This window comes from Desulfitobacterium hafniense DCB-2 (assembly GCF_000021925.1).
GTDB classification, from domain to species: domain Bacteria; phylum Bacillota; class Desulfitobacteriia; order Desulfitobacteriales; family Desulfitobacteriaceae; genus Desulfitobacterium; species Desulfitobacterium hafniense.
On the sequence record NC_011830.1, the window covers coordinates 640722 to 661475 of the forward strand.

23 protein-coding genes are annotated in these 20754 nt (G+C 45.8%); 13 read left to right on the forward strand and 10 right to left on the reverse strand.

Annotated elements, in window-relative coordinates; translation table 11 throughout:
• Positions 1-98 precede the first annotated feature (98 nt).
• From DHAF_RS02960 to DHAF_RS02995, 8 genes are all read left to right on the forward strand, one after another.
• Positions 99-2669, forward strand: a complete 2571-nt coding sequence (locus tag DHAF_RS02960; RefSeq protein WP_015942856.1) for a molybdopterin-dependent oxidoreductase — start codon at positions 99-101, stop codon at positions 2667-2669.
• Positions 2670-2673: 4 nt separating this feature from the next.
• Positions 2674-3489: a 4Fe-4S dicluster domain-containing protein gene (locus DHAF_RS02965; protein ID WP_015942857.1), complete on the forward strand. Its 816-nt coding sequence runs from the start codon at positions 2674-2676 to the stop codon at positions 3487-3489.
• A gap of 89 nt (positions 3490-3578) precedes the next feature.
• Entirely contained in the window at positions 3579-3962 is a 384-nt protein-coding gene (locus DHAF_RS02970) for a SpoVA/SpoVAEb family sporulation membrane protein (protein ID WP_018214300.1), read from the forward strand.
• Positions 3963-3975: 13 nt separating this feature from the next.
• Positions 3976-4347, forward strand: a complete 372-nt coding sequence (locus DHAF_RS02975) for a SpoVA/SpoVAEb family sporulation membrane protein (RefSeq protein WP_015942859.1) — start codon at positions 3976-3978, stop codon at positions 4345-4347.
• A gap of 237 nt (positions 4348-4584) precedes the next feature.
• The gene (locus DHAF_RS02980) at positions 4585-6648 is read left to right on the forward strand and encodes a sigma-54-dependent Fis family transcriptional regulator (protein WP_015942860.1); all 2064 of its coding nucleotides are present in this window, start codon (positions 4585-4587) and stop codon (positions 6646-6648) included.
• 255 nt (positions 6649-6903) lie between these two features.
• Positions 6904-8724, forward strand: a complete 1821-nt coding sequence (locus tag DHAF_RS02985) for a collagen-like domain-containing protein (RefSeq protein WP_015942861.1) — start codon at positions 6904-6906, stop codon at positions 8722-8724.
• A 98-nt stretch (positions 8725-8822) separates the two neighbouring features.
• Entirely contained in the window at positions 8823-9128 is a 306-nt protein-coding gene (locus tag DHAF_RS02990) for a PIN domain-containing protein (RefSeq protein ID WP_005808260.1), read from the forward strand.
• 367 nt (positions 9129-9495) lie between these two features.
• On the forward strand, positions 9496-10602 hold the full coding sequence (locus DHAF_RS02995) for an iron-containing alcohol dehydrogenase family protein (RefSeq protein WP_011459186.1): 1107 nt from the start codon (positions 9496-9498) through the stop codon (positions 10600-10602).
• Positions 10603-10641: 39 nt separating this feature from the next.
• Here the strand turns inward: DHAF_RS02995 and DHAF_RS03000 are convergent, their stop codons facing one another.
• On the reverse strand, positions 10642-11685 hold the full coding sequence (locus tag DHAF_RS03000; RefSeq protein ID WP_015942862.1) for a hypothetical protein: 1044 nt from the start codon (positions 11683-11685) through the stop codon (positions 10642-10644).
• A gap of 302 nt (positions 11686-11987) precedes the next feature.
• Between DHAF_RS03000 and DHAF_RS03005 the strand changes: the two genes are divergently transcribed.
• From DHAF_RS03005 to DHAF_RS03015, 3 genes are read left to right on the forward strand one after another with little or no spacing between them, the layout of a single operon-like run.
• Entirely contained in the window at positions 11988-12194 is a 207-nt protein-coding gene (locus tag DHAF_RS03005) for a hypothetical protein (RefSeq protein WP_015942863.1), read from the forward strand.
• Between the two features lie 49 nt (positions 12195-12243).
• Positions 12244-12933, forward strand: a complete 690-nt coding sequence (locus tag DHAF_RS03010) for a CDGSH iron-sulfur domain-containing protein (RefSeq protein ID WP_005808268.1) — start codon at positions 12244-12246, stop codon at positions 12931-12933.
• A gap of 42 nt (positions 12934-12975) precedes the next feature.
• Positions 12976-13305, forward strand: a complete 330-nt coding sequence (locus DHAF_RS03015; protein WP_015942864.1) for a CGGC domain-containing protein — start codon at positions 12976-12978, stop codon at positions 13303-13305.
• Positions 13306-13443: 138 nt separating this feature from the next.
• Here DHAF_RS03015 and DHAF_RS03020 read toward each other — a convergent pair whose 3' ends face one another.
• From DHAF_RS03020 to DHAF_RS03050, 7 genes are all read right to left on the reverse strand, one after another.
• A complete protein-coding gene (locus DHAF_RS03020) occupies positions 13444-13710 on the reverse strand; it encodes a type II toxin-antitoxin system PemK/MazF family toxin (protein WP_015942865.1) in 267 nt (88 codons plus the stop codon).
• A complete protein-coding gene (locus DHAF_RS03025) occupies positions 13695-13889 on the reverse strand; it encodes a hypothetical protein (RefSeq protein ID WP_015942866.1) in 195 nt (64 codons plus the stop codon). The genes DHAF_RS03020 and DHAF_RS03025 overlap by 16 nt, the downstream gene beginning before the upstream one ends.
• Before the next feature lie 178 nt (positions 13890-14067).
• Entirely contained in the window at positions 14068-14712 is a 645-nt protein-coding gene (locus DHAF_RS03030; protein ID WP_015942867.1) for a VOC family protein, read from the reverse strand.
• Positions 14713-14739: 27 nt separating this feature from the next.
• A complete protein-coding gene (locus tag DHAF_RS03035; RefSeq protein ID WP_015942868.1) occupies positions 14740-15573 on the reverse strand; it encodes a class I SAM-dependent methyltransferase in 834 nt (277 codons plus the stop codon).
• A 410-nt stretch (positions 15574-15983) separates the two neighbouring features.
• Positions 15984-16241, reverse strand: a complete 258-nt coding sequence (locus tag DHAF_RS26300) for a type II toxin-antitoxin system RelE/ParE family toxin (protein ID WP_015942869.1) — start codon at positions 16239-16241, stop codon at positions 15984-15986.
• A complete protein-coding gene (locus DHAF_RS03045) occupies positions 16210-16518 on the reverse strand; it encodes an AbrB/MazE/SpoVT family DNA-binding domain-containing protein (RefSeq protein ID WP_015942870.1) in 309 nt (102 codons plus the stop codon). The genes DHAF_RS26300 and DHAF_RS03045 overlap by 32 nt, the downstream gene beginning before the upstream one ends.
• 278 nt (positions 16519-16796) lie before the next feature.
• Entirely contained in the window at positions 16797-17018 is a 222-nt protein-coding gene (locus DHAF_RS03050; protein WP_011459191.1) for a helix-turn-helix domain-containing protein, read from the reverse strand.
• Positions 17019-17127: 109 nt separating this feature from the next.
• On the opposite strand from DHAF_RS03050, the gene DHAF_RS03055 reads away from it, so the two are divergent.
• Complete coding sequence (locus DHAF_RS03055) at positions 17128-17325, forward strand: hypothetical protein (RefSeq protein WP_015942871.1); 198 nt, start codon at positions 17128-17130, stop codon at positions 17323-17325.
• Between the two features lie 238 nt (positions 17326-17563).
• Positions 17564-17737 (forward strand): hypothetical protein, encoded by a 174-nt coding sequence (locus tag DHAF_RS26000; protein ID WP_015942872.1) that lies wholly within the window; start codon positions 17564-17566, stop codon positions 17735-17737.
• 221 nt (positions 17738-17958) lie between these two features.
• Here the strand turns inward: DHAF_RS26000 and DHAF_RS03060 are convergent, their stop codons facing one another.
• Together DHAF_RS03060 and DHAF_RS03065 are read right to left on the reverse strand one after the other, a co-directional pair.
• On the reverse strand, positions 17959-19266 hold the full coding sequence (locus tag DHAF_RS03060; protein WP_015942873.1) for a thiolase family protein: 1308 nt from the start codon (positions 19264-19266) through the stop codon (positions 17959-17961).
• 18 nt (positions 19267-19284) lie between these two features.
• Positions 19285-20589 carry an acetyl-CoA hydrolase/transferase family protein gene (locus tag DHAF_RS03065; RefSeq protein WP_011459193.1) on the reverse strand — a complete coding sequence of 435 codons (1305 nt, stop codon included), beginning with the start codon at positions 20587-20589 and terminating at the stop codon, positions 19285-19287.
• Positions 20590-20754 lie beyond the last annotated feature (165 nt).

Below are 20754 nucleotides of genomic sequence, written 5' to 3' on the forward strand. Positions count from 1 at the left end.
AACGAAAACAAATAAAGTCCCGCTTACTGAAAGGAGGTGATTTGGTAGGGGTAGCTTTTTCATACTATTAACACTTATCTTAGGAAGGGGAAAGATCAATGGAAAAAGGTCAAATTCAAACCCATATTAAGGGGCTCGGTTGGTGCGGCTTCGGTATTGGATCCAATTCAGCAGAGGTTGATGTTAAGGATGGCAAGATTTTACGTATTCGTCCACTTCACTTTGACAAAGAGTACAAACCTGAAGAAATGAAACCATGGAAGATCAAAGCGCGGGGCAAGGTTTTTGAACCGACGATGAAATCCTTAATACCACCCTTCAGTATGGCTTATAAAAAACGTGTTTATTCACCAAACCGAATTCCTTACCCACTAAAACGGGTAGACTGGGATCCTGAAGGGGAGCGTAATCCTCAAAACAGAGGCAAAAGTAAGTTTGTGAGGATTTCCTGGGATGAAGCAGCAGAGTTAATCGCCAAAGAGCTTAAGAGAGTTCAAAGTACCTATGGTCCATGTTCCGTTTTGGCCCAAGCTGACGGACACGGTGAGACGAAGGCAATTCATGGTCCCCACGGATGTCAAACCGGATTACTTGAGCTGTTGGGCGGTTACACTGTTCAGGCACGGAACCCGGACAGTTGGGAAGGCTGGTATTGGGGAGCAAAGCATGTATGGGGACAAGACCCAGTGGGCCAAGGTACACAAACAAATCTATGGAAAGATGTTGCTGATAACTCGGAAATTTTGCTTTTCTGGGGTTGTGACCCAGAAACCACGACTTGGGGATGGTCAGGTCAACAGGCCAGTAGATTATGTTATTGGTTCACGGAAATCGGTATTAAATCGATTTATGTTTGCCCCGATGTAAATTATGGAGCTGCAGTTCACGCCGACAAATGGATACCTGTAAGACCCAATACGGATGCTGCATTGCAACTGGCAATTGCCTACACCTGGATTACAGAAAATACCTACGATAAAGGTTTTATTGAAACCCATACCCATGGATTTAATCAATTTGCGGATTATGTGTTAGGTAAAGAAGACGGACTTCCTAAGACCCCAGGTTGGGCAGCAGAGATCTGCGGTGTTCCATCCAGAACGATCAAAGCTTTAGCGAGAGAATGGGCCGCCCGAGCTACAACGATTGTACACTGTAATGGAGGTTCCTATGTCAGAGCAGCCTATTCCTCGGAGCCTGGTCGTTTAGAAGTCTGTTTGCTCGCCATGCAGGGATTAGGAAAGCCGGGCAGAAACCAATTGAAAATGATCGAGTGGGGCCTCTTCAATATGTTTGACCAAATTCCCCATCCGAGACCTGAAATTCTTCCCAATGTTGAAGGCGCTTATCATGGTTGGTATTTTACGATTCCAAAACAGTTTATTCCTAAAACTCTGGTTCCGGAAGCCATATTGAGAGATGAGCCTATCACTTGGTACGGCACAACAATAGCCGGATTCCCCCGCGAAGATCAATTCATCCAGTATAAATACCCGGCTGATGATGGTGGTTCGGAAATTCACATGATATGGAGTGACACACCTTGCTGGACAACATGTTGGTCCGGTGGAAACAACATGATCAAGGCCTTGCGTTCTCCCAAGATTGAATTCGTTGTAATTCAGCATCCTTGGCTGGAAAATGACTGTTTATTTGCAGACATTATTCTGCCAATCAACACAAAACTTGAGGAGCAAGACATCTCTGTGGATGTCTTTAGCGGCCAGTTTAATCATATTTTCCATGAAGGTCAATGCATCGAACCACTTTATGAATCCAAGAGCGATTATGAAGCGGTATGTGAAGTTGCGAAAAAGCTGGGTCTCTATGAAGAGTATACTAAAGGGAAATCTATTGAAGATTGGATTAAAGCAGGTTTTGAAACATCAGGGGTAGCTCACAAGATTTCTTATGAAGAGTTTCGTGAAAAAGATTACTACATGATTCCTACCGCAGAGGGTTGGGAAGAGGACCAGGCTGGTTTCAGCCCCTTCTATAATGAACCCGAAGTCAATCCGCTGCAAACTCCTACAGGAAAGATCGAGTTTTACGCTACAGGACTTGAGGAATTCTTCCCGGATGATAAAGAACGGCAACCCATTCCCAAGTGGATTCCCTTTGGGGAAAGCCATCAAGAAAGTCTGCTTCACCCGAGATCGGAAAAATATCCATTCCTAATCGTTTCGAATCACCCCCGTTGGCGCGTCCATGCGAACTTAGATGATGTAACCTGGTTCAGAGAAATCGAAACCTGTAAAGTTAAAGGAGCCGACGGTTATATGTATGAACCGGTTTGGATTAACCCAGTCGATGCGGAGGAATTGGGGATCCATAAGGGCGATATTGTCAAGCTATTTAACGAGAGAGGATATGTACTCGGCGGGGCTTATATTACAGAACGCATTATGCCCGGCGTGGTCTACCAAGACCATGGTGCAAGAATAGATATGATTGTTCCGGGTGAAAGCGACCGATCCGGTGCGAATAATTTAATCTGCCCGACGATGACCACTTCTAAAAACTGTGCAGGTGAGGTTACGAGCGGCTATTTGGTGGGAGTCGCCAAGGTCGACATTAATGAGTTAAAGGCGCAATATCCTGAAGCATTTGCCAAGAAATACGATCCGAATGCTGGTTTGGTTGTTGATTCTTGGATCATTGGGGGGTAAAAAAATGAAAGTATTTGTATTTGATGCTGCAAAATGCAATGGATGCTACGGCTGCCAGGTAGCCTGTAAGGATGAGCATGTTGATAATGACTGGTCTCCCTATGCCAAGCCCCAGCCTGATACCGGGCATTTTTGGATGAAAGTCAATCAAAAGACTCATGGTCAGGTACCCAAAGTAAAGGTCGAATATTTTGCTAAACCCTGCATGCACTGTGATGATGCCTCCTGTATCAAAGTTGCGAAAAACAATGCTGTCTATAAACGTCCTGATGGACTGGTTATTATTGACCCGGAAAAAGCAAAAGGCCAGAGAGCAATTGCTGAAGTTTGCCCATATGAGGCGGTATACTGGAATGACACCCTCGACATTCCTCAAAAATGCACAGGGTGCGCCCAACTTATCGTCGAAGGGAAAGAGCCCCGTTGTGTTGATGCCTGCGCAACCGGAGCTTTGATGTTCGGGGATGAGAGCGAATTTGTGAATATCTTAACCAAGGCAGAGGTGATGAATCCTGAGTATGGTATGAAACCCCGTGTATACTATTTGAACCTGCCCAAGTTATTTGTTGCGGGTGAAATCTACGATCCGAATATTGATGAGTGTTTAAGCGGAGTAGAAGTGACTTTGACAAATATTGATACGGGTAAGGTCCTCAAAGAAACAACGGATAACTTCGGCGACTATTGGTTTAAAAAATTGGAGGCAGGCAAATATTCTTTAACGGCTAAAAAGGAAGGCTATCAAGTCTATGTGTTAAATGGCTTTTGGGTAGAAGATAGCTTGAAAGTGGAGGATATTGCCCTTCAAAAACAGGTGTAATCCGTTGTGGGAATAAGGAACGGATGGCGGATCGTCATTGGCAATCCGCCGCCGTCCATCAAATTGTTTCCGAAAGGGGCATCCTATGTATGTTTAAACAAATTGTGTCAGCATTTATTGTTGGGGGTATTTTTGCCGTGGTGGGACAAAGCCTGATTTCCGTAATCTCTTCCTTGCTGGGAGGTTTCTCAATGATGGTTGTTCTCGTGACCTTGTTAGTATTGGGTATGATGGGAGGAGTCCTGTTTATCAGCGGAATCTACCAGAAAATTGAGAAGATAGGGGCCTTTGGAGCGATTCTTCCTCTTTGCGGCTTGGTTGCTGCTATAGGGGGAATTTATTCGGGAGCTAAAATTAATACCGGATCGACTCGCGATGCTGTAAAAGAGGCACTTTTATTTGTTCTGTATATATTAGGGATTGGGACAATTTTAGCGGTTCTTGTCGGCGTTATCGCCTTCTACACTATTTAGGGAGGTCCTCAAGATGTATATTGCCGCGTTTTTATTGGGTGGAATTTTGTCGGCACTATTTCAAATTTTTATGATATTTACTAAATTGGATCCACCACGCATTCTTATTTTAGGTCTAGGTTTAGGTGCGCTGCTTACGCCTTATGGCATGATGACAGCTCTCAGTGAGTGGGGCGGTGCAGGTCTATTGGTGATGGTTATGGGAGCGGGCAATGCAATTACCGGAGCCACATTAGAACTTATGAACGGCAATCAGGAACCGATTGTTCTCATACTTGGTCTCTTAGTTATTTTAACTCTCATGGGTATAGCGGCAGGGTCTTTACGTTTAGCTGTCATAAAAAGCCGCCGGAAACAGGATTTTGCGGACGGGATGACATCGTAGCTCTCAGTTGTTTTTGAATTTTACTCACTCAGGTTGCCAAAATACATAGTTATACTTACTACAGGTGGAGTTTTATCCATCTGTAGTTTAGTTTGACCTCACTGTGCCAAGTCAACCAAAGTTTATGATAATTTTTGTAAAAACAACGTAAAATGACAGGCATATGCTATAATTAGATAGGAGTAACTTTTCACAAGAAATGCACTTAAACAATTAAGTCATAGAGGTGAAAAAGAAGTGGTGTACTTTATCCAAAATCCGAGCCTTCTATTAAGTTGTGATAATTTTCTTAAACAAGAAAACAAGCTAAGCACTAACCTATGGGACGAAGTAAAAGATTCTAAAAGAAAATTCATTGAGGAAAACGTTGACCCCCGCTTAGACCCAATCATTCCCAGGGAAGTAGCGGAATCATGGATCGTGGCCAAGAACCAACACCTTGATCCCTACGTAAAAAGTTTTGAGGTACTTTTAGAGGCAAATAAATTCGAAAAAGTTATAGCAAAAAAAGCGGATCTAGTAGAGACAGCATCTAATTACATACACAATTTTCATGAAATTCTAAATTACTCAAATTTTATAATGGTTTTAACGGACGAGAATGGCGTAGTACTTCTTATAGAAGGCTCTAAAAAGGAGATCGAAGCTTTTAATAAGTTAAATATAAGACTTTCTTCTTTATTAAATGAAAAAATAATCGGCACCTCAGCTCATACCCTATGCATACGTCATCGTAAACCGATCCAATTTATTGGTCCATATAATTATAGTATGATTTTACAAGATAATATCAGTTCGGCGACTCCTATATTCAACGATCATGGAAGCGTAATCGGTACATTAGTCGTTGTCCAAATGCTGGCCAGAAAAGATATGCAAAATATTCAAGCTCATTCACTTGGATGGGTTATGGCTATGGGGTATGCGATTGAAAATTTACTGGAACTTAAAAAACAAAATAATTCTATGACGCTAATGAATGGAACATTGGAAGCGACATTATCACTTATTGATGACGGAGTCATAACAGTCAATGAAAATTGCTATATTTCTCATATCAATAAAGAAGGGATTAATATTCTTGCTTCTAATCCTCAAGAGAAAATTATAGGCAGGCATCTTTCCGAATTTGTGAAGGATGATCAACTTATCATAATTAATGAATCCATTCATAAGGGGAGATTCGTCCAGGAATATGAGACGATATTTATGAACCGGGGACGTGACACTCAATATTTACTGAATATTCGGCCGATTGCGGATGGTCAAGGAAAATATAACAGTGGTGCAGTAATTCGCTTATCGCGTTCAGATAAAGTCAATCGTATGGTTGCGAACCGTGGCGGAACTCCTGCGAGCTTTAAATTCGAAGATATTAAGGGGAAAAGCACATCCTTAGCAAAGTCTATTCAAATTGCCCAGAATGTCGCGAGAACAGGCTATAATGTATTGCTTATTGGGGAAAGTGGCACAGGAAAAGAACTTTTCGCCCAGTCAATACATAATTCGTATAAGGCAGACGGTCCTTTCGTTGCAGTGAATTGTGCCTCATTACCACGAAATCTAATTGAAAGCGAATTGTTTGGTTATGAAGGAGGAACCTTTACAGGTGCAGATCGTAATGGACGTCCCGGCAAAATTGAATTGGCTAACGGGGGGACCTTGTTTTTAGATGAAATTGGAGATATGCCACTGGAAATCCAGCCCGTACTATTGCGTGTTCTTGAAGAAAAAAGAGTGACAAGGCTTGGGGGAAGCAGAGGTATTCCGGTAGATTTCCGTGTGATCGCTGCAACCAATAAGAATCTTTCTCTAATGGTGAAAGAAAAAACCTTCCGCGAAGATTTGTATTTTCGGTTATCCATCTTTAAAATCACTATCCCTCCCCTTCGCGAAAGAGATCATGATGTAATCCTTTTAGCGGAATATTTCATTGAGGACATCTCGAAAAAATTGATGAGTGAGGTGCCCAAACTCAGTCCGGCTTCTTACCAAAAGATTAAGGAATACAGCTGGCCAGGAAATATAAGACAACTTCAAAATGCCATGGTCTATGGTGTGAATATGTCGACAAATGGAGTTATAGAACTCAGCAATTTGCCGGACGAAATGACGAGTAATGATTATTTTAGGACCAAGGTTAACACCAGGAAGCTAACCTTAGCAGAAATTGAGAAAGAAGTAATTTTTGAGGCTCTGTCACAAACAGGAAATGATGCAAGCGAAGCTTCAAGAATCTTAGGGATTGGGAGGACGACTATTTACCGTAAACTTAAAGAGTATGGGATTGATATTAAATAAATTGATGGTATTTAAATAAGCCTGACACATCGGGTTTATTTTTTTGCCATAAAAGTGCTAGGAGCTTGCTAATCGTTAAATTGCGTTTCAGTATGAAGGCTGTCTGCGTTAACAGATTGTGTACAAGTTGCATATAATAGTGCACACTGAAGTTTTTTTAAAGCTAGTGTTTTGTTCAATAGAGTTGTTAATGAAGCAAAGCAATTTTCTATTTATATAGAATTGCAGGCTTGAAAAAAAGAGGAGATGAAATTCATGGCGCTATTAACCACGGGATTGATTGAAAACTCACCCGTCTCCGGAATAAGAGCAACTACTGTGCTTTCTGTCAGAGTAGTGAATGATGATTCCGCATCTGCTTCTGTGCAAATATCTGGATCTTATGTATCTGGAACCACTACTACGGCGTATGTTTTGGAGGTATTCATTCTGGAACCTGGAGAGGTGGCAACACGAAGCTACTCAGCCAATTTTGATGCGTTTCAGTTTCAATTTACCACCAGTTTGGAAAATGTTGAGATTTCGGCTTGGGGAAAAGATAACGAGGGAAATTTGATCGCAGCTCATCGTGTGCTGCCTGCAGAGCTTGATCCCTTAGATCAGAATGGAGGGGCAGGGCCAACAGGAGCCACGGGTGCGACAGGTCCAGCAGGGCCAACAGGAGCCACGGGTGCGACAGGTCCAGCAGGAGAAACAGGAGCCACGGGTGCGACAGGTCCAGCAGGAGAAACAGGAGCCACGGGTGCGACAGGTCCAGCAGGAGAAACAGGAGCCACCGGTGCGACAGGCCCGGCAGGAGAAACAGGAGCGACCGGTGCCACAGGTCCAGCGGGAGAAACGGGAGTAACCGGCGCGACAGGCCCGGCAGGAGAAACAGGAGCGACCGGTGCCACAGGTCCAGCAGGAGAAACAGGAGCAACAGGCGCGACTGGCCCCGCCGGAGAAACAGGAGCGACCGGTGCCACAGGTCCAGCGGGAGAAACGGGAGTAACCGGCGCGACAGGCCCGGCAGGAGAAACAGGAGCGACCGGTGCGACGGGTCCAGCAGGAGAAACAGGAGCGACCGGTGCGACGGGTCCAGCAGGAGAAACAGGAGCGACCGGTGCGACAGGTCCAGCAGGAGAAACAGGAGCGACCGGTGCGACAGGTCCAGCAGGAGAAACAGGAGCAACAGGCGCGACTGGCCCCGCCGGAGAACCTGGCGGTCCTACCGGTCCTACTGGCGCAACGGGTGCAACTGGACCTGCGGGAGAATCCGGTGGTCCTACGGGGCCGACTGGCGAAACCGGGCCGACAGGTGCAACAGGCGAAACTGGCCCTACCGGACCGACCGGAGCAACCGGTGAAACCGGTGCTACCGGCACATTCGAGCCTAATCCATTTGCAGTCTATGTGCAAGCTGGGGCAGTCGGTGGGGACGGCACACAGGCCAGTCCATTTGAAACGATACAACAGGGCGTCACAGCAGTATCACCGACAGGAACCGTTCATATTCTGGGCGGGACTTATCCGATTACAGCGACAATATCGGTGAATAAAGCAGGAGTAACCCTGAAAGGGTACCCTAATACGCTGATTGAACTTCAGGCCGCGGTAATTCCTTTCGCTGTCACGGGTAGTGGAGTGACCATAGATGGCTTGACGATCACCAGCGATAATCCGTATGCGGTTCCATTTATTCAGCTTGGAGGAAGCAATCATAAGCTTATAAACAACTATTTTTATGGACCGCCTCAAGCGGGGCCGTCAGATACCTGGGTTGTAAATCGCGGATTCGTGACGCAAGCAAATAATATGCAGAATTTGACGGTTCAAAATAATATTTTCTATTTTCTGAGACAGCCGGCTTATTTGAATCCCAATACGACAGGGTATATCATCGATAATGTGGTGTATAATACCCGTGGATTTGTTGTGGACAGAGCAGTTGTCGTTTTATCGGGTAACTCATGGGGCAGCCCGGAAAATGCAGTGGATATAGCCTTGCTGGTTGGTACGATCGCCGGTCCTCCTTATGATCCCTTAGCTGACCTGGCTGCGAACAACAGCGATGCCAGTATCAGTGACCAAAGATAGATGTGTTTTATTCCTATCGCACAAAGCAGGACCATCCGCCAAACGGGTGGCCCTGCTTTTTTTAGGTACAGGTCTCTGCTGTTGAGAAACAGTCTAACTTGATTCTTCACGTTTTATCGATTGTATTAGTTGAAGCTTACTGGGTCCTGCGCAAGATATATAACTTTGACAAAAAGATGATATTGGGAGTATTTGAGGACTTTATCGAAGCTGATGGAGTTGAACTTGAAGAGGACGGCTTAGTGCAGCGTGTGCTGGCCTGTTTCCGTAGGGTAAATGTCGATTTGGTAGATGTTTACTTGGCTGAGAGGTCAAGAAGCCCGGCGTTATCCGTATTAACCTGGAATGCTGAGGATTTCAGGAAGTTGGAATGCGAGTTTTACAGGCCCCAGGATTTGCGATAAAGAAGTGCATAGATCTCAACTACAATTATTGATAAAGAAAGCTTCATTTTTAATTGTCGGGGAACAATGCACATTACAACAGGGCATACTATTGTTCATATTAAATTAAAGAGGCCAATCCAATATCATCGGCACATGATATCGGATTGGCTTCTTGGTTGCCTCTGAAGCTACAGCATTAAAGTAGTAAGGCTGGGCAACGAAGCATCGGTTGCAAAGGATGATGAAATGGTATCTTAAGTGGCCTTGTCATAGATGGTAATGATATAATTAACGAAGTTCAGCCTAAAACCAAGAGATCTATTCCTGGTAGCTTCAGAAACTAGTAGGATCTAAGCTATCCGGTAAATTGAGGAGAGAAGATAATATGGAGTTCAGATATTTTATGCCCACCGAAATATATTTTGGTGAAGATGTGGTTTTGAAACATCAAGAAGTGTTTAAAACAATAGGCAGTAAGGCTTTAATTGTCACAGGGAGAAGTTCTGCAAAAAACAATGGTTCCTACGATGAAGTGACGAAAGCCCTTTCAGAAACAGGAGTAGAATACATTCTCTTTGATGAAGTAGAGCAGAATCCATCTTTAGAAACCATTGAAAAGGCTGGTGCCATAGGTAAAGCAAACAAGGCGGATTTTGTGATAGGCATAGGCGGCGGCTCCCCTATGGATGCTGCCAAAGCTATCGCAGTATTTATAAAGAATCCTGAAATCACTAAGGATAATATCTTTAGCGGCCAAAAGCTTGCCAGCATCCCTGTGGTCGTCGTGGCAACCACTGCAGGGACAGGCTCGGAAGTCACTCAATACAGTATCATTACGTCAAACAAAGAAAGGACAAAGAAGAATTTAGGGCAAAGGATTTTCCCCAAAGTTGCCTTTTTGGACTGCAAATATACCTATGACTTGCCTTATGATATAACGGTTAATACCGCCTTGGATGCTTTTACCCATTTAGTGGAAGGATATTTAAGCTCTAAAAGTACGCCCATGTCTGATATCTATGGTGAAAAGGGGTTTGAATTATTTAAAGACTGCTTTGATAGATTACTCAATAATGAACTGGATAAAGAATTCCGCAGGAAGATGATGCTGGCATCAACCTTGGCTGGAATGCTCATATCCCAAAGTGGCACTTCCCTGCCCCATGGGATGGGTTATGCCCTTACTTATCATAAGGGGCTGCCCCATGGACTGGCGAATAGTATTTTAACAATGGAGTATTTGAAATCCTTCCAGGATCAAAGAAAGATTAAAAAAATGCTGAGCATTTTGCAGCTGGATGACTTGACAGAACTGGAAGGAATCTTTAAAAAATTGCTCAAGGTAAGGATTGAGATAGCAGAGGAAGAAATAAGGGAGTATGCAAAGAATTTTATGGCCAATAAGGATAAGTTGAAAAATCATCCCGAAGCAGTGGAGCTGGAAGATATTGTGGGGATTTATTACAGGAGCCTCTGCGAGCATAGAGAATGACAACGGTGTCATGTTTTAGGGGCGTTGTATTTTTTACCCTTATAAAATCACGTCATCATATTGCCGCGGCAGACTGCAGGAAAACAGCTCTGTGTCAATGATCCGGCGGTCCGCTGGCATGGGTTCCTCGATCACGGCAGCTTTAAGGGGAAGTCCGGAAATCCCTGCTTTTTTGTCCGGTTTCATAATAAACCCTATACAGGAACTGTTACTCTGCGGAAGGTTATCCAGCCATTCCTGGGAATAGAATTGCAGATACAGATCCTCTTCGCACTCATATTCGATCACAGGAAAGCACATACCCTGGGGACAAATTGTGACAAAGCGGCGCTCAAACTCCCCTTGATGCTCAGCAAGCTCGGCAGCGCTGAATTGTTCTGTCAGACGGGGATCATTAAAGGTTTGCCTCATTTCCGCCCACATATCCGCAAGATAAACACGGTTGATCTGCACCCAATGCTTTTCACCCGTGTTTTTATCTTGAAAATACAGTTTGTCCGGATAGTCAGTGCCCACAGACAGCGTCAAAGGCTGTTCAACCGGATGGGGAATGTGTTCCCGCCGGAAGGTAAGCTGCACTGCCGGATTTTCACCAACATCCGGCAGGCAGTCATAGTCTCCCGAAAGCCGCATAAAAGTCAAAAACAAGTTTTCCATACTTTGATACTCAAGGCCGGCCGGATTCCAGCCCTGCTTTAAAAACTCGGTAAGCAGCACCGGAATCTGCCAGTTTTGCCAATCACAGCGGCTGGTTTCCATTTCATTAATCTCAAACTGCTTTTCTCCGATGCGGATGGTTTGTACAGCATGAAAAATATTGGTCATATCAAGGCTCCTGTCACCGCGCAGGCGCTCCCGGTTAGTTTCCGGTTTTTCATGCAGCCCGTTCAATTCCGCGATTTCAGCAGCCTCGGCACGTTCGGCAAACTCATCGTCGTACTGCAGAGCAGCAAGGCGCAGGATATCCCCATAGCGGACAAGGCCGATAATATGGCAGAGAACCCCATTGACTTCAGCCGTTTTGCCCAGGGGCTTTACTTCGGTAATGCTGGAGAGGGTTTCCTGCAAATAGCCAATATTCATGTTCCATCCTCCTTAATTTTCGCCAACGAGCCTCCCTATTTCCAGAGGCGCGTTTGGTGGGCTTGAATCTTGTAAAAATTATAACACGTTCCAATATTTTATAGTGACTTCTTGTGTTGCTAAAAGCTCTTGACTGCCACGCGCATTAGATAAGGAAGAACCCTGTCGGAAAAGTCGCCTTAAATTCCCAAGCGCTTGAGAATTTGCCCCGCTTACCATATTTATCCTGACGTTCTTTGAAAGATTCTTAAAAAGTGCTATACTGAAATTAGCAGGTATTATTATGACAAGGAGAGTGTAACATGGGCACAAAAAAGAAGAAACAAACCATCGGTGTTATCAAGCCATTGGAGCTGATGAAACGCTCCCCCAATAAAATGAATACTTCAATGGCAGTCGTCAGACAGGGAGCAGGGGTTCATCAGGACAAAACCAAGTACAACAGAAAAAGAATGAAACAGGGAGGATTTGATGATGGATATCCTTGTGTATCCCATTGGGCGGTATAGAATGATATCCATCATAGTTTCCAACCTGATAGGGAAGGGATGCTAATCCATGTCAAAAGACCAAAAAGCAGGCAAGATCAAAATTATTAAAAACGGACCCTATTGGGTTACAGGCAATGTGCCCTTGTCCGAGAAAATCATCACACCCAAGGGAAAAGGCTATGAATTCAAAGAAGGACGCAGGTTCCCTCCCAGCGAGGAATATTACTTATGCCGCTGCGGGAAGTCAAAAAAAGCGCCTTTTTGCGACGGCTCCCATACCAGGACGAATTTTGCAGGGACGGAGACAGCTTCAAGGGCAAAGTATCAAGACAGGGCCGAAGTGTTTACAGGGCCTGGTCTCGATCTTTTGGATGATAACCGCTGCGCCTTCGGCCGTTTTTGCCACACTGAAAAGGGAATCGTGTGGGAACTGATCGAAAACTCAGATCAGGATGAATACCGGGAAATGGCCATTAAGTCCGCAAATGAATGCTTCGCCGGCAGATTGACGGCGGTGGATAAAACAGGGAAAGCTATTGAACCTGAATATGAGCCGGCCATTGAGGTTCTTCAGGATCCGGAAAAGGGAGTCAGCGGCGGCTTGTTTGTCAAAGGCTATATTCCCCTGGAATCGGCAGACGGAGAAGTTTATGAAGTCAGAAACAGAGTTGCCCTATGCCGCTGCGGCCGGTCGGGAAATAAGCCTTTTTGTGATGCAACCCATGTTCCCATAGGATTTTCAGATGGTGAACTTTAACAGCATCTTTAAAAGCACTCAGGCTAAATGGAGGAATTTGCAATGAAAGTTGGAATTATTCGCTGCCAGCAGACAGAGGATATGTGTCCTGGTACGACGGATTTTCAAGTGGCTAAAGAAGGAAAACTGGCCTTCGCCGAGACTGGGCCGGTGGAAGTCGTCGGCTTCCTGTCCTGTGGAGGCTGTCCCGGTAAAAAAGCAATATCCCGTACCAAGCTGATGGTGGACCGGGGAGCGGAAATTATCGCCTTTGCCTCCTGTATGAAAAAAGGCAACCCCATTGGCTTTCCTTGTCCCCACTTTGCCCAGATTAACGAAGCCGTAATCAAAAAAGTTGGCTCTGAAGTCCAGGTCATCGACTGGACCCATTAGCCAGAAAAGGCACTCAATCCACGTGCCAGGATGAGCTTGAAAATTTACCAAGTCATAGACACAGAAAAAGCCATTGATGAAAATCAGTGGCTTTAAAATGACTTAATTCTTGAACTTTTTTAACTATGTGAAAATCATTCATGTGTAAAGAACAATGTGATGATCTGCAGTAAATAACCGATTAGGCCTAACATTACTGATTTTGTCTAGTTTGCCGTCGTTCATATCCTGGTTTTCAAAAGTTATTGCATAATCATCTCTTACATTTTGGCTTGTAATCTGGCAAAGGATAAGATCATCACTCTTGAGTGATGAAATAACTAAAGCAGGTCGTCTTTTGGCTTGCGTCAAATCAGAAAACGGAAAAGGAACAACAACAACATCCCCTTTTACAAATCGTTCCATGCGTCATCTTCCTCCGGGAGCAGCCAATCTTTTGCTAATACGTTTTCGCTCATATGGGCTGACAAAAACTTTTCTTGTGCTGCTTTAGCCTTTAAAAAGCGTGCATACCTTAGTATTTCAACAAGAATGAGATCAGGGATCTGTTCCAGTTCTTTTAGTAAAACCTCGCGGTTTTCCATTATTCTCACCCCTGCCTAAATTATTGAATCTGTCATTTCAATATATTATGAGTATACCACAAAGTAAATAAAAGGAGCATCAGCTACTTCGCTTAAATTATGTGCCGGTGATATCGGATTGGCTTTTTTAGTTAAGTCTTGGATTAAGCTCAGCCAAACCGGCCCATCTGCACTTGGCCTAGTCCAAGCTTACGGGAGTGCTGCCCGGGGCATACTCGAATTCCATATCTTTAATACCCTTCCCTACAAAGAGGTGGAGCATTTCGTCAGAGCATAGCTCTCGAATCAGAGGAATATAGCGCTCTTCTGTACCAAAGGCAATGCTCCCGATCCTTTTTACTCCATTGGGATGGGTAAAGTTCCGGGGCTTAGGGTCAATATTGAAATAGGTCATAAAAAAGGGAATTTGCATGTCGTCAGGAAAAAGGCCGGTAAAACGCAGCTTGCGGCCCTTGGTATCGCTGCGGCCGGATTTCATCAGAAAATAACCCAGCCCCTGCCGTTCCAGTACCTTTCTTTCTTCATTCAGGTCTTTTTTGAGTGTTTCCAACGCTAAACCACAAGGACCTCCCCCATGGGAATCCCAATAATCCAGCCGGTCGACCATGGCATCTTTGCCGAAAAAGCGCAGCAGCCTTTTCAGCGGTTTGGGCATGCCGGTGGAAGCCAACAGTTCCAGATAAGGGCCTTCGGAAAAATAGATAAGGGCGTTATAAGGCCTGCGCTTCGTGCCGTACTCCACCTCAAAGCCCCGCCGGCGAAAATCCTCCACAGCCTGCTGCAGATGATCCACTTTGTAGATGATATGACTGACTCTCAACATAAAAACTTACCCCCTTGCCGGTCGTTTTTACCTCCCATGGGAAAAACGCAGATGAATGAATTTCATAAGGCCCATCCAGGCCGAGGCCCGGGCCATCAGGCGGCTCCGCCAGCTCCATTGCCTGCTCCGCGGAATCCCGGCAAAATAATCAAGGCAGGAAACCACGCTGATCTCCGGTGCCCAGCGGTTCAAAGCGGCGGCATCGTTGACGTAAAAATACATGGGAGCCCTCTGATTGCCGGTCTTCTGCACCATACGGTTGGATTTATCCACCGCTTGCTTCGATTCCGCATCGAAGTAGAGCTCTCCCCCGGGAAAACGCCGGGCCATGGCCGCCACCACTTCCCGCAGCTCTTCTTCCCGGAAATAATAGAAGACCCCTCCGGCCACGAACATAATGCCCTCTTCCGGGGTAAAATGGACATCCTCAAACCAGGTGGTATCAAAGAAAGACTTGGCAATGCTTTGGCTGCGCTCCGAGTCCGGGATAAAGCTCTGCCGGTAAGCAATGGCATCGGGCAGGTCAAGATTGTACCAGCGGATCAGGCCGTTATCCACCCTGGAGAAGGTGGTGTCCAGCCCGGCCCCGATGTTGACTATGACAGCCCGGGGATGAGTCTGCATATAAGCGCGGATGGCATCGTCAATTTGGCGGGCCCGCACCACATAGCAGATGCCGCTGAACTCGCCGAAAACTTTAGCAATGCTGTCAAAATCATAATCGCAGTTCTTAATAATCTCGATAGCCTGCCGGTCGTAGAGAATGTCGGGGTTTTTCTCACTGGCGGCAGCCCGCCCCCAAAGAGGCAGGAGCATGGTACTCTGGATACTGTGGGTATCCAGGGCGGGTTGATTTTTCATGCTGGTGGCCTTCTTTCTTTAGCTTTTTGAGGGTTATGCTGATCCGACACCTGCTCAAAGCTTAGGGCAGGCTGAATGCTGTCATAGAAATAGGATCGGTTAGCAATTGCTAACTGATCCTATTTTAACAAGGAAGAAGGAAAATGAAAAGAAAATTCTTATGATACAACGCTGCCCGTTTATGGGGGCCTCTTGCTGTTCACAGCCGATTTGCTTCCGATGAATGGGGTCGATATCAGAGTGAAGCAAACTGAACTTACAAGGGAAGGAAATGATGGTTGCTGTCTCAGATGAAATAAAAACTAAAAACCGCCAAGGCAGAGACGAATACCTCTGTGCCTTAACGGTTTTTCCTTAACTAACAATCGTGTATCATCTTAAGATTAATAGCCCATTTTCAGGACCTCGGATTACATATTTTTCAAAATATCATGATGGCCAACAGCCTTTAAAATAATCGTATCGCTTGTTCGTTCAGAGAGAATTCGAATATCCATATTGACATAGGCTTCCATGAAGCAGGTACCTTTCACTTTGTGAGTTTGGAGGGAAGGATGCCGTGGATTTGTAGCAAGTAATCGAAGGGCCTTCACCGTTTGCTTCATTTCCAGTAAGGAAAGACTTGCGAAGTCCAAATCAAATCCCCTGGTTTTTATTAGAACGGGCATCGATCATTTCCTCCAAATCATTGATGCAATCCTCCATATTTTCAAAGGTTTGATAATTTCCATCCGCCATATCTTCCTCCGAACGGCGAATTTTTTCTTGCCATTCTTTTGTCCAGATATAGGCTTGACTTTTATCAATCCATGTAACAGGACGAAGGAAAATCCCGCCATCACGCTCTTCAATTGCTAGATAATCACCCTCATGAAGATCGATATCTTTTGCAATTTGAGCCAGACTTACGAGCATTCTTTTTTGAACTTGTTGTATGATCTCCAATGATATCATCCTTTCAGTTGAGCTGTAATAACAGTTTGACATGATATACAGAAAAAGTCAACACATGAAATCAAAACAACAAGATCCTGGCCACTCAGATGGGCTGACAAAACCTTTCTTGAGTTGCCTTAGCCTGATCTGACACCTACTCAAAGTCAGGGCAGGCTGAATGCTGTCATAAAAATAGGAAGAAAGAAAATGAAAAGAAAAGAACCGTCAAGGCAGAGGCGAATACCTCTGTGCTTTAACGGTTTTTCCTTTTGCCGCTTATCCTACAATTACTTCCTGCGGGGATAGGGTTTTTTGACATCTGTGCGGTTTACCAGATAGTCAATGCTGGTTCCAAACAGGTCCGCGATTTTTCCTAGAACCTGCACTGGTATGTTTAGTTTGCCAATCTCATAATCAGAATAGGTTGTCTGATGAATATTCAGATGCTCTGCAATCTGGGACTGTGTCATATCCATGTCTTCCCGCATATTACGGATTCTCTCATACACAGTAATCACCTCCCAATAATTATGCAGTAAGGGGATATCCCTTATTGACTTTTAAGGGATATTCCCTTAAAATTGAGGGGATAATTTGCTTTGCGTTCGGGAGGGGTCTATGGAGCGAGAAGTTATTAACCTACTGGATAAAAGGGTAGAGCGATCTTTAGTCAGTATTAGTGCTATGATTGCAGATGCTATCGAGATGGCGCAGAAAGCAAAGACCTTGTCTGTAGATTCGGAAGAGAAGCTTACTCTCGTACAGTTGGAATTGGAAAATTTATATTTACAATTAGGGAAATTAGAAAACGGTTGAATGCATTCCTATTTTATCAATCACAAAAAAAGCTTCTCTAAGAGCTGAACTTCTTGGAGAAGCTTTTAAATTAGTTAATTATAAAAGGGAACATGGCGAGTTAAGAGGGATATTCCTTTGTGTCATTGGGGAGACCAGCAAAAATATGCGCATCATTTCAGGCACAAATTTAAGTAGGATTATCTAAGGTCATATGTAGTATAATTATAATTGTTAATATGTAAAAGAGGTGCGTGCTATGACTTTAGCAGAAAAGCTTCTAAAAGAGTTTGAGCAATTGACTGAAGAAAAAAAGCAAGAAGTCATTGACTTTGTTGAATTCATAAAGACTAAAGATCAGAGAGAAATTGAAACCCTGATGGAGCCAGTTATTAATGAAAATCGTGAAGCCCTTGAGGAGTTAGCAAAATGATCAGGGTTCTAAGTATTGAAAAGACAACGAAGGGACAATCGACGAAAAGGATATAATCAACTGGATAAAGGAACACATTAGAGAATAAGACTTGGTTATGCCAAGTCTTATTCTCTAATTATAACGAAACTGCTGCTCGGTGAGTGTCCAGACATTTTCCGGGATTCTCAGTCATTGTAAATGTCCACATTGGACTTAGGGAATGAAAAGCAAAGTATTGCTTACTCCACCCAGATGATCGCTCCGGCGCCCTGGGTTAAACCGCCGCAGATGGCGCAGGCGGCATAGCCTCCGCCCGTTTCCTGGAGCTGATAGGCCGCTGTCATCATCAGGCGGGCCCCGCTGGCCGTGTTAGGATGACCTACGGCGATGGCGCTTCCATTGGGGTTGAGCTTTTCCTTCAGCTTCAGATAGCGCTCAGGATCATGATCCAGGATGGGTTGGGCTGAAGCTTCTTTGACCATCGCCTTATAGTCGCTGGTTAAGAAGCGTTCATTGGCCAGGAGCTTCAGGGAGACCAAGGGAACACAGGCAAAGGCTTCATTGATTTCGATGACCTTCAGGTCGTCGATAGTCAGCTTGGCCTCATCCAGGCATTTCTTAATAGCGAAAGCAGGGGATACCGGCATAATTCTCGGCTGCAGGGCGATGGCGGAAATTCCCACCAGAGTATACAGAATCGGCAGCCCCAATTGCTCGGCATGTTCTCTGGTGGTAATGATCTGAGCGGCAGCTCCGTCATTCATTCCCGGAGCATTGCCTGCGGTACAGGTCGGGTTGTCGAAAATGGGTTTTAAGCGGGCCAGATTCTCCATACTGATCTCAGGGCGGTATTGTTCATCCTTAGCCAGGAGTTGAGCGGAGAGAACTTTCCCTTTTTTGTCCTTTTTCGTAATCTCCAGGGGCTCCATTTCACCCTTGAAAAATCCCCGTTCCCAGGCCTGCCCGTATTTGACATGGCTGGCCAGGGCCAGCTCATCCTGTTCCTGTCGGGATACCCCATACTCCACAGCGACATTGCCGGAATCTACCGCTACAGGTGCATAATCCTTATAGCCCAAGGGAATAATCGGGTCTTCCACCAGAAAGGAAGAATGCTTTTTTCCTTCCCAGCGTATATCCCGGAGCAAAAAGGGCACCGTGCTGAAGCTGGTGGAACCTCCGGTCATGACCATTTGGGCTTCCCCCAGTTTGATGCTGCGGGCGCCGTATTTAACGGTGCTCAGGGCTGAGGTGCAGGCCTGGTCGTAGGTGATGGACGGGGTCTCCGGTGAGATGCCGGCTTTAAGCATGGTCTGGCGCGCCACCACCGGTGTGAAGGGATCTTTGGTGCTGCTGGTATCGCCGTTGCCCCACCATACCTCATCGATGAGGGCCGGGTCCAGGCTGATCTTGGCCATAGCCTTGCTCATGGCAATGGCCCCCAGTTCGTAGACATCGATATCCTTCATGGAGCCGCCGAATTTGCCGAAAGGAGTCCGCACGGCACTGACACAAACGATATCCTCTTTACTTTTGACAAAGCTCATGATCTTTACCTCCTGATTCTAGAGAGCCCGGCCGTACATGGCCTGATACTCCTCTTGCAGCTGTTCTCTGAAGTTGGGATGGGCAATGCTGATCAGCGCCGCCGCTCTTTCACTGTCCGATTTGCAATACAGATTGACAGCCCCGTATTCCGTCACAACCCAGCGCACGTCATTGCGGGTGGTGGTGACAGGGGTTCCCGGCTTGAACTTGCAGGAAATTCTGGATACGGTGCCGTTTTTGGCTGAGGATTGAAGAACGATGATGGGCCGGCCATTTTTGGCAGCCCCGGCGCCGCGGATAAAATCCAATTGGCCGCCGATACCGCTGTATTGCTGATGACCAATGGCCTCAGCACAGACCTGGCCGCTTAAGTCCACCTCCAGAGCGGAATTGATGGCCACCATATTGTCATGCTGGGCAATGACGCAGGGGTTGTTGACATAATCCACCGGGCGAAACTCAAACAGGGGATTGTTATGGATATAGTCGTAAACCCTCTTCGTCCCCTGGGCAAAGGTGACGACGATTTTTCCCGGATTCAGGGTCTTCCTGGAGCCGTTGACGATCCCGGCCTCAATCAATTCGATCAGACCGTCGGAAAACATCTCCGTGTGAATGCCCAGATCCCGCTTATCCTTGAGGTAATAGAGGATGGCATCGGGAATGGTCCCGGCACCCATCTGCAGGGTATCGCCGTCTTGAATCAGCGCCGCCACATGGCGGCCGATGGCCTGGGTGACGTCGTTCATGGCCGCAAAACGGGTCAGCTCCAGAATCGGACCGTCGTTTTCCACGATATAATCCAGATCACTGACATGGACAAGGGTATCGCCATAGGTCCGCGGAACATTAGGATTGACCTCGGCGATCACGGTTTTGGCGCATTTGACCAGCTCTTTGGAGTGATCCACCGACATGCCCAGACTGCAGTAGCCATGCTCATCGGGAGGGCTGACCATGGTCATAAAGACATCGGACCGCAAATGGCCTTCCCGGAAAGCCCGGGGGAATTCATGAAACATCAGGGTGAAGAAGGCGCCCCGGTTGTCCCAGACCGATTTCCGGGTATTGGCGCCGAGGAAGATGGATTTTAAGAAAAAATGGCCTGCCATTTCCGGTTGGCAGTAAGGCGAGCTGCCCAGGGAGACCCCCTGGATAATGGTGACATTCTCCAACTCCCGGTAACGTTTGACGAGAGCACTGACCAGCAGCTCCGATTCGCTTGCCGCATGGCCGGGTATCACAAAATCGCCCGATTGAACGACTTTTACGGCTTCATCAGCAGTTGTTAAACGCTTCTTATAGGTTTCTTTCCAATCCATGGGTTAGACGCTCCTCTCCAGCTATAAAATGTTTGTCTGAACTCAATCTGTAGCAATAACCATGCCAACCGCCGGGGCAGTCAAGGAAAAACCTGGTGGAGAGAGCTTCCGGGGGTGAAATGAGGGGTACTGTATTTCCGGTGACAGGAGAGCTATCGTAATACT

What these genes read in the sequence shown, in the direction of transcription:
- DHAF_RS03005 (WP_015942863.1), top strand. Translation starts at nt 11,988, where the DNA reads ATGGGCACAAAAAAGAAGAAACAAACCATCGGTGTTATCAAGCCATTG.
- DHAF_RS03055 (WP_015942871.1), top strand. Translation starts at nt 17,128, where the DNA reads ATGGAGCGAGAAGTTATTAACCTACTGGATAAAAGGGTAGAGCGATCT.
- DHAF_RS02960 (WP_015942856.1), top strand. Translation starts at nt 99, where the DNA reads ATGGAAAAAGGTCAAATTCAAACCCATATTAAGGGGCTCGGTTGGTGC.
- DHAF_RS03025 (WP_015942866.1), bottom strand. Translation starts at nt 13,889, where the DNA reads ATGGAAAACCGCGAGGTTTTACTAAAAGAACTGGAACAGATCCCTGAT.
- DHAF_RS26300 (WP_015942869.1), bottom strand. Translation starts at nt 16,241, where the DNA reads ATGCCCGTTCTAATAAAAACCAGGGGATTTGATTTGGACTTCGCAAGT.
- DHAF_RS03010 (WP_005808268.1), top strand. Translation starts at nt 12,244, where the DNA reads ATGTCAAAAGACCAAAAAGCAGGCAAGATCAAAATTATTAAAAACGGA.
- DHAF_RS03060 (WP_015942873.1), bottom strand. Translation starts at nt 19,266, where the DNA reads ATGAGCTTTGTCAAAAGTAAAGAGGATATCGTTTGTGTCAGTGCCGTG.
- DHAF_RS03000 (WP_015942862.1), bottom strand. Translation starts at nt 11,685, where the DNA reads ATGAATATTGGCTATTTGCAGGAAACCCTCTCCAGCATTACCGAAGTA.
- DHAF_RS02975 (WP_015942859.1), top strand. Translation starts at nt 3,976, where the DNA reads ATGTATATTGCCGCGTTTTTATTGGGTGGAATTTTGTCGGCACTATTT.
- DHAF_RS02970 (WP_018214300.1), top strand. Translation starts at nt 3,579, where the DNA reads ATGTTTAAACAAATTGTGTCAGCATTTATTGTTGGGGGTATTTTTGCC.
- DHAF_RS03065 (WP_011459193.1), bottom strand. Translation starts at nt 20,589, where the DNA reads ATGGATTGGAAAGAAACCTATAAGAAGCGTTTAACAACTGCTGATGAA.
- DHAF_RS03030 (WP_015942867.1), bottom strand. Translation starts at nt 14,712, where the DNA reads ATGTTGAGAGTCAGTCATATCATCTACAAAGTGGATCATCTGCAGCAG.
- DHAF_RS26000 (WP_015942872.1), top strand. Translation starts at nt 17,564, where the DNA reads ATGACTTTAGCAGAAAAGCTTCTAAAAGAGTTTGAGCAATTGACTGAA.
- DHAF_RS02965 (WP_015942857.1), top strand. Translation starts at nt 2,674, where the DNA reads ATGAAAGTATTTGTATTTGATGCTGCAAAATGCAATGGATGCTACGGC.
- DHAF_RS02995 (WP_011459186.1), top strand. Translation starts at nt 9,496, where the DNA reads ATGGAGTTCAGATATTTTATGCCCACCGAAATATATTTTGGTGAAGAT.
- DHAF_RS03020 (WP_015942865.1), bottom strand. Translation starts at nt 13,710, where the DNA reads ATGGAACGATTTGTAAAAGGGGATGTTGTTGTTGTTCCTTTTCCGTTT.
- DHAF_RS02985 (WP_015942861.1), top strand. Translation starts at nt 6,904, where the DNA reads ATGGCGCTATTAACCACGGGATTGATTGAAAACTCACCCGTCTCCGGA.
- DHAF_RS03035 (WP_015942868.1), bottom strand. Translation starts at nt 15,573, where the DNA reads ATGAAAAATCAACCCGCCCTGGATACCCACAGTATCCAGAGTACCATG.
- DHAF_RS03015 (WP_015942864.1), top strand. Translation starts at nt 12,976, where the DNA reads ATGAAAGTTGGAATTATTCGCTGCCAGCAGACAGAGGATATGTGTCCT.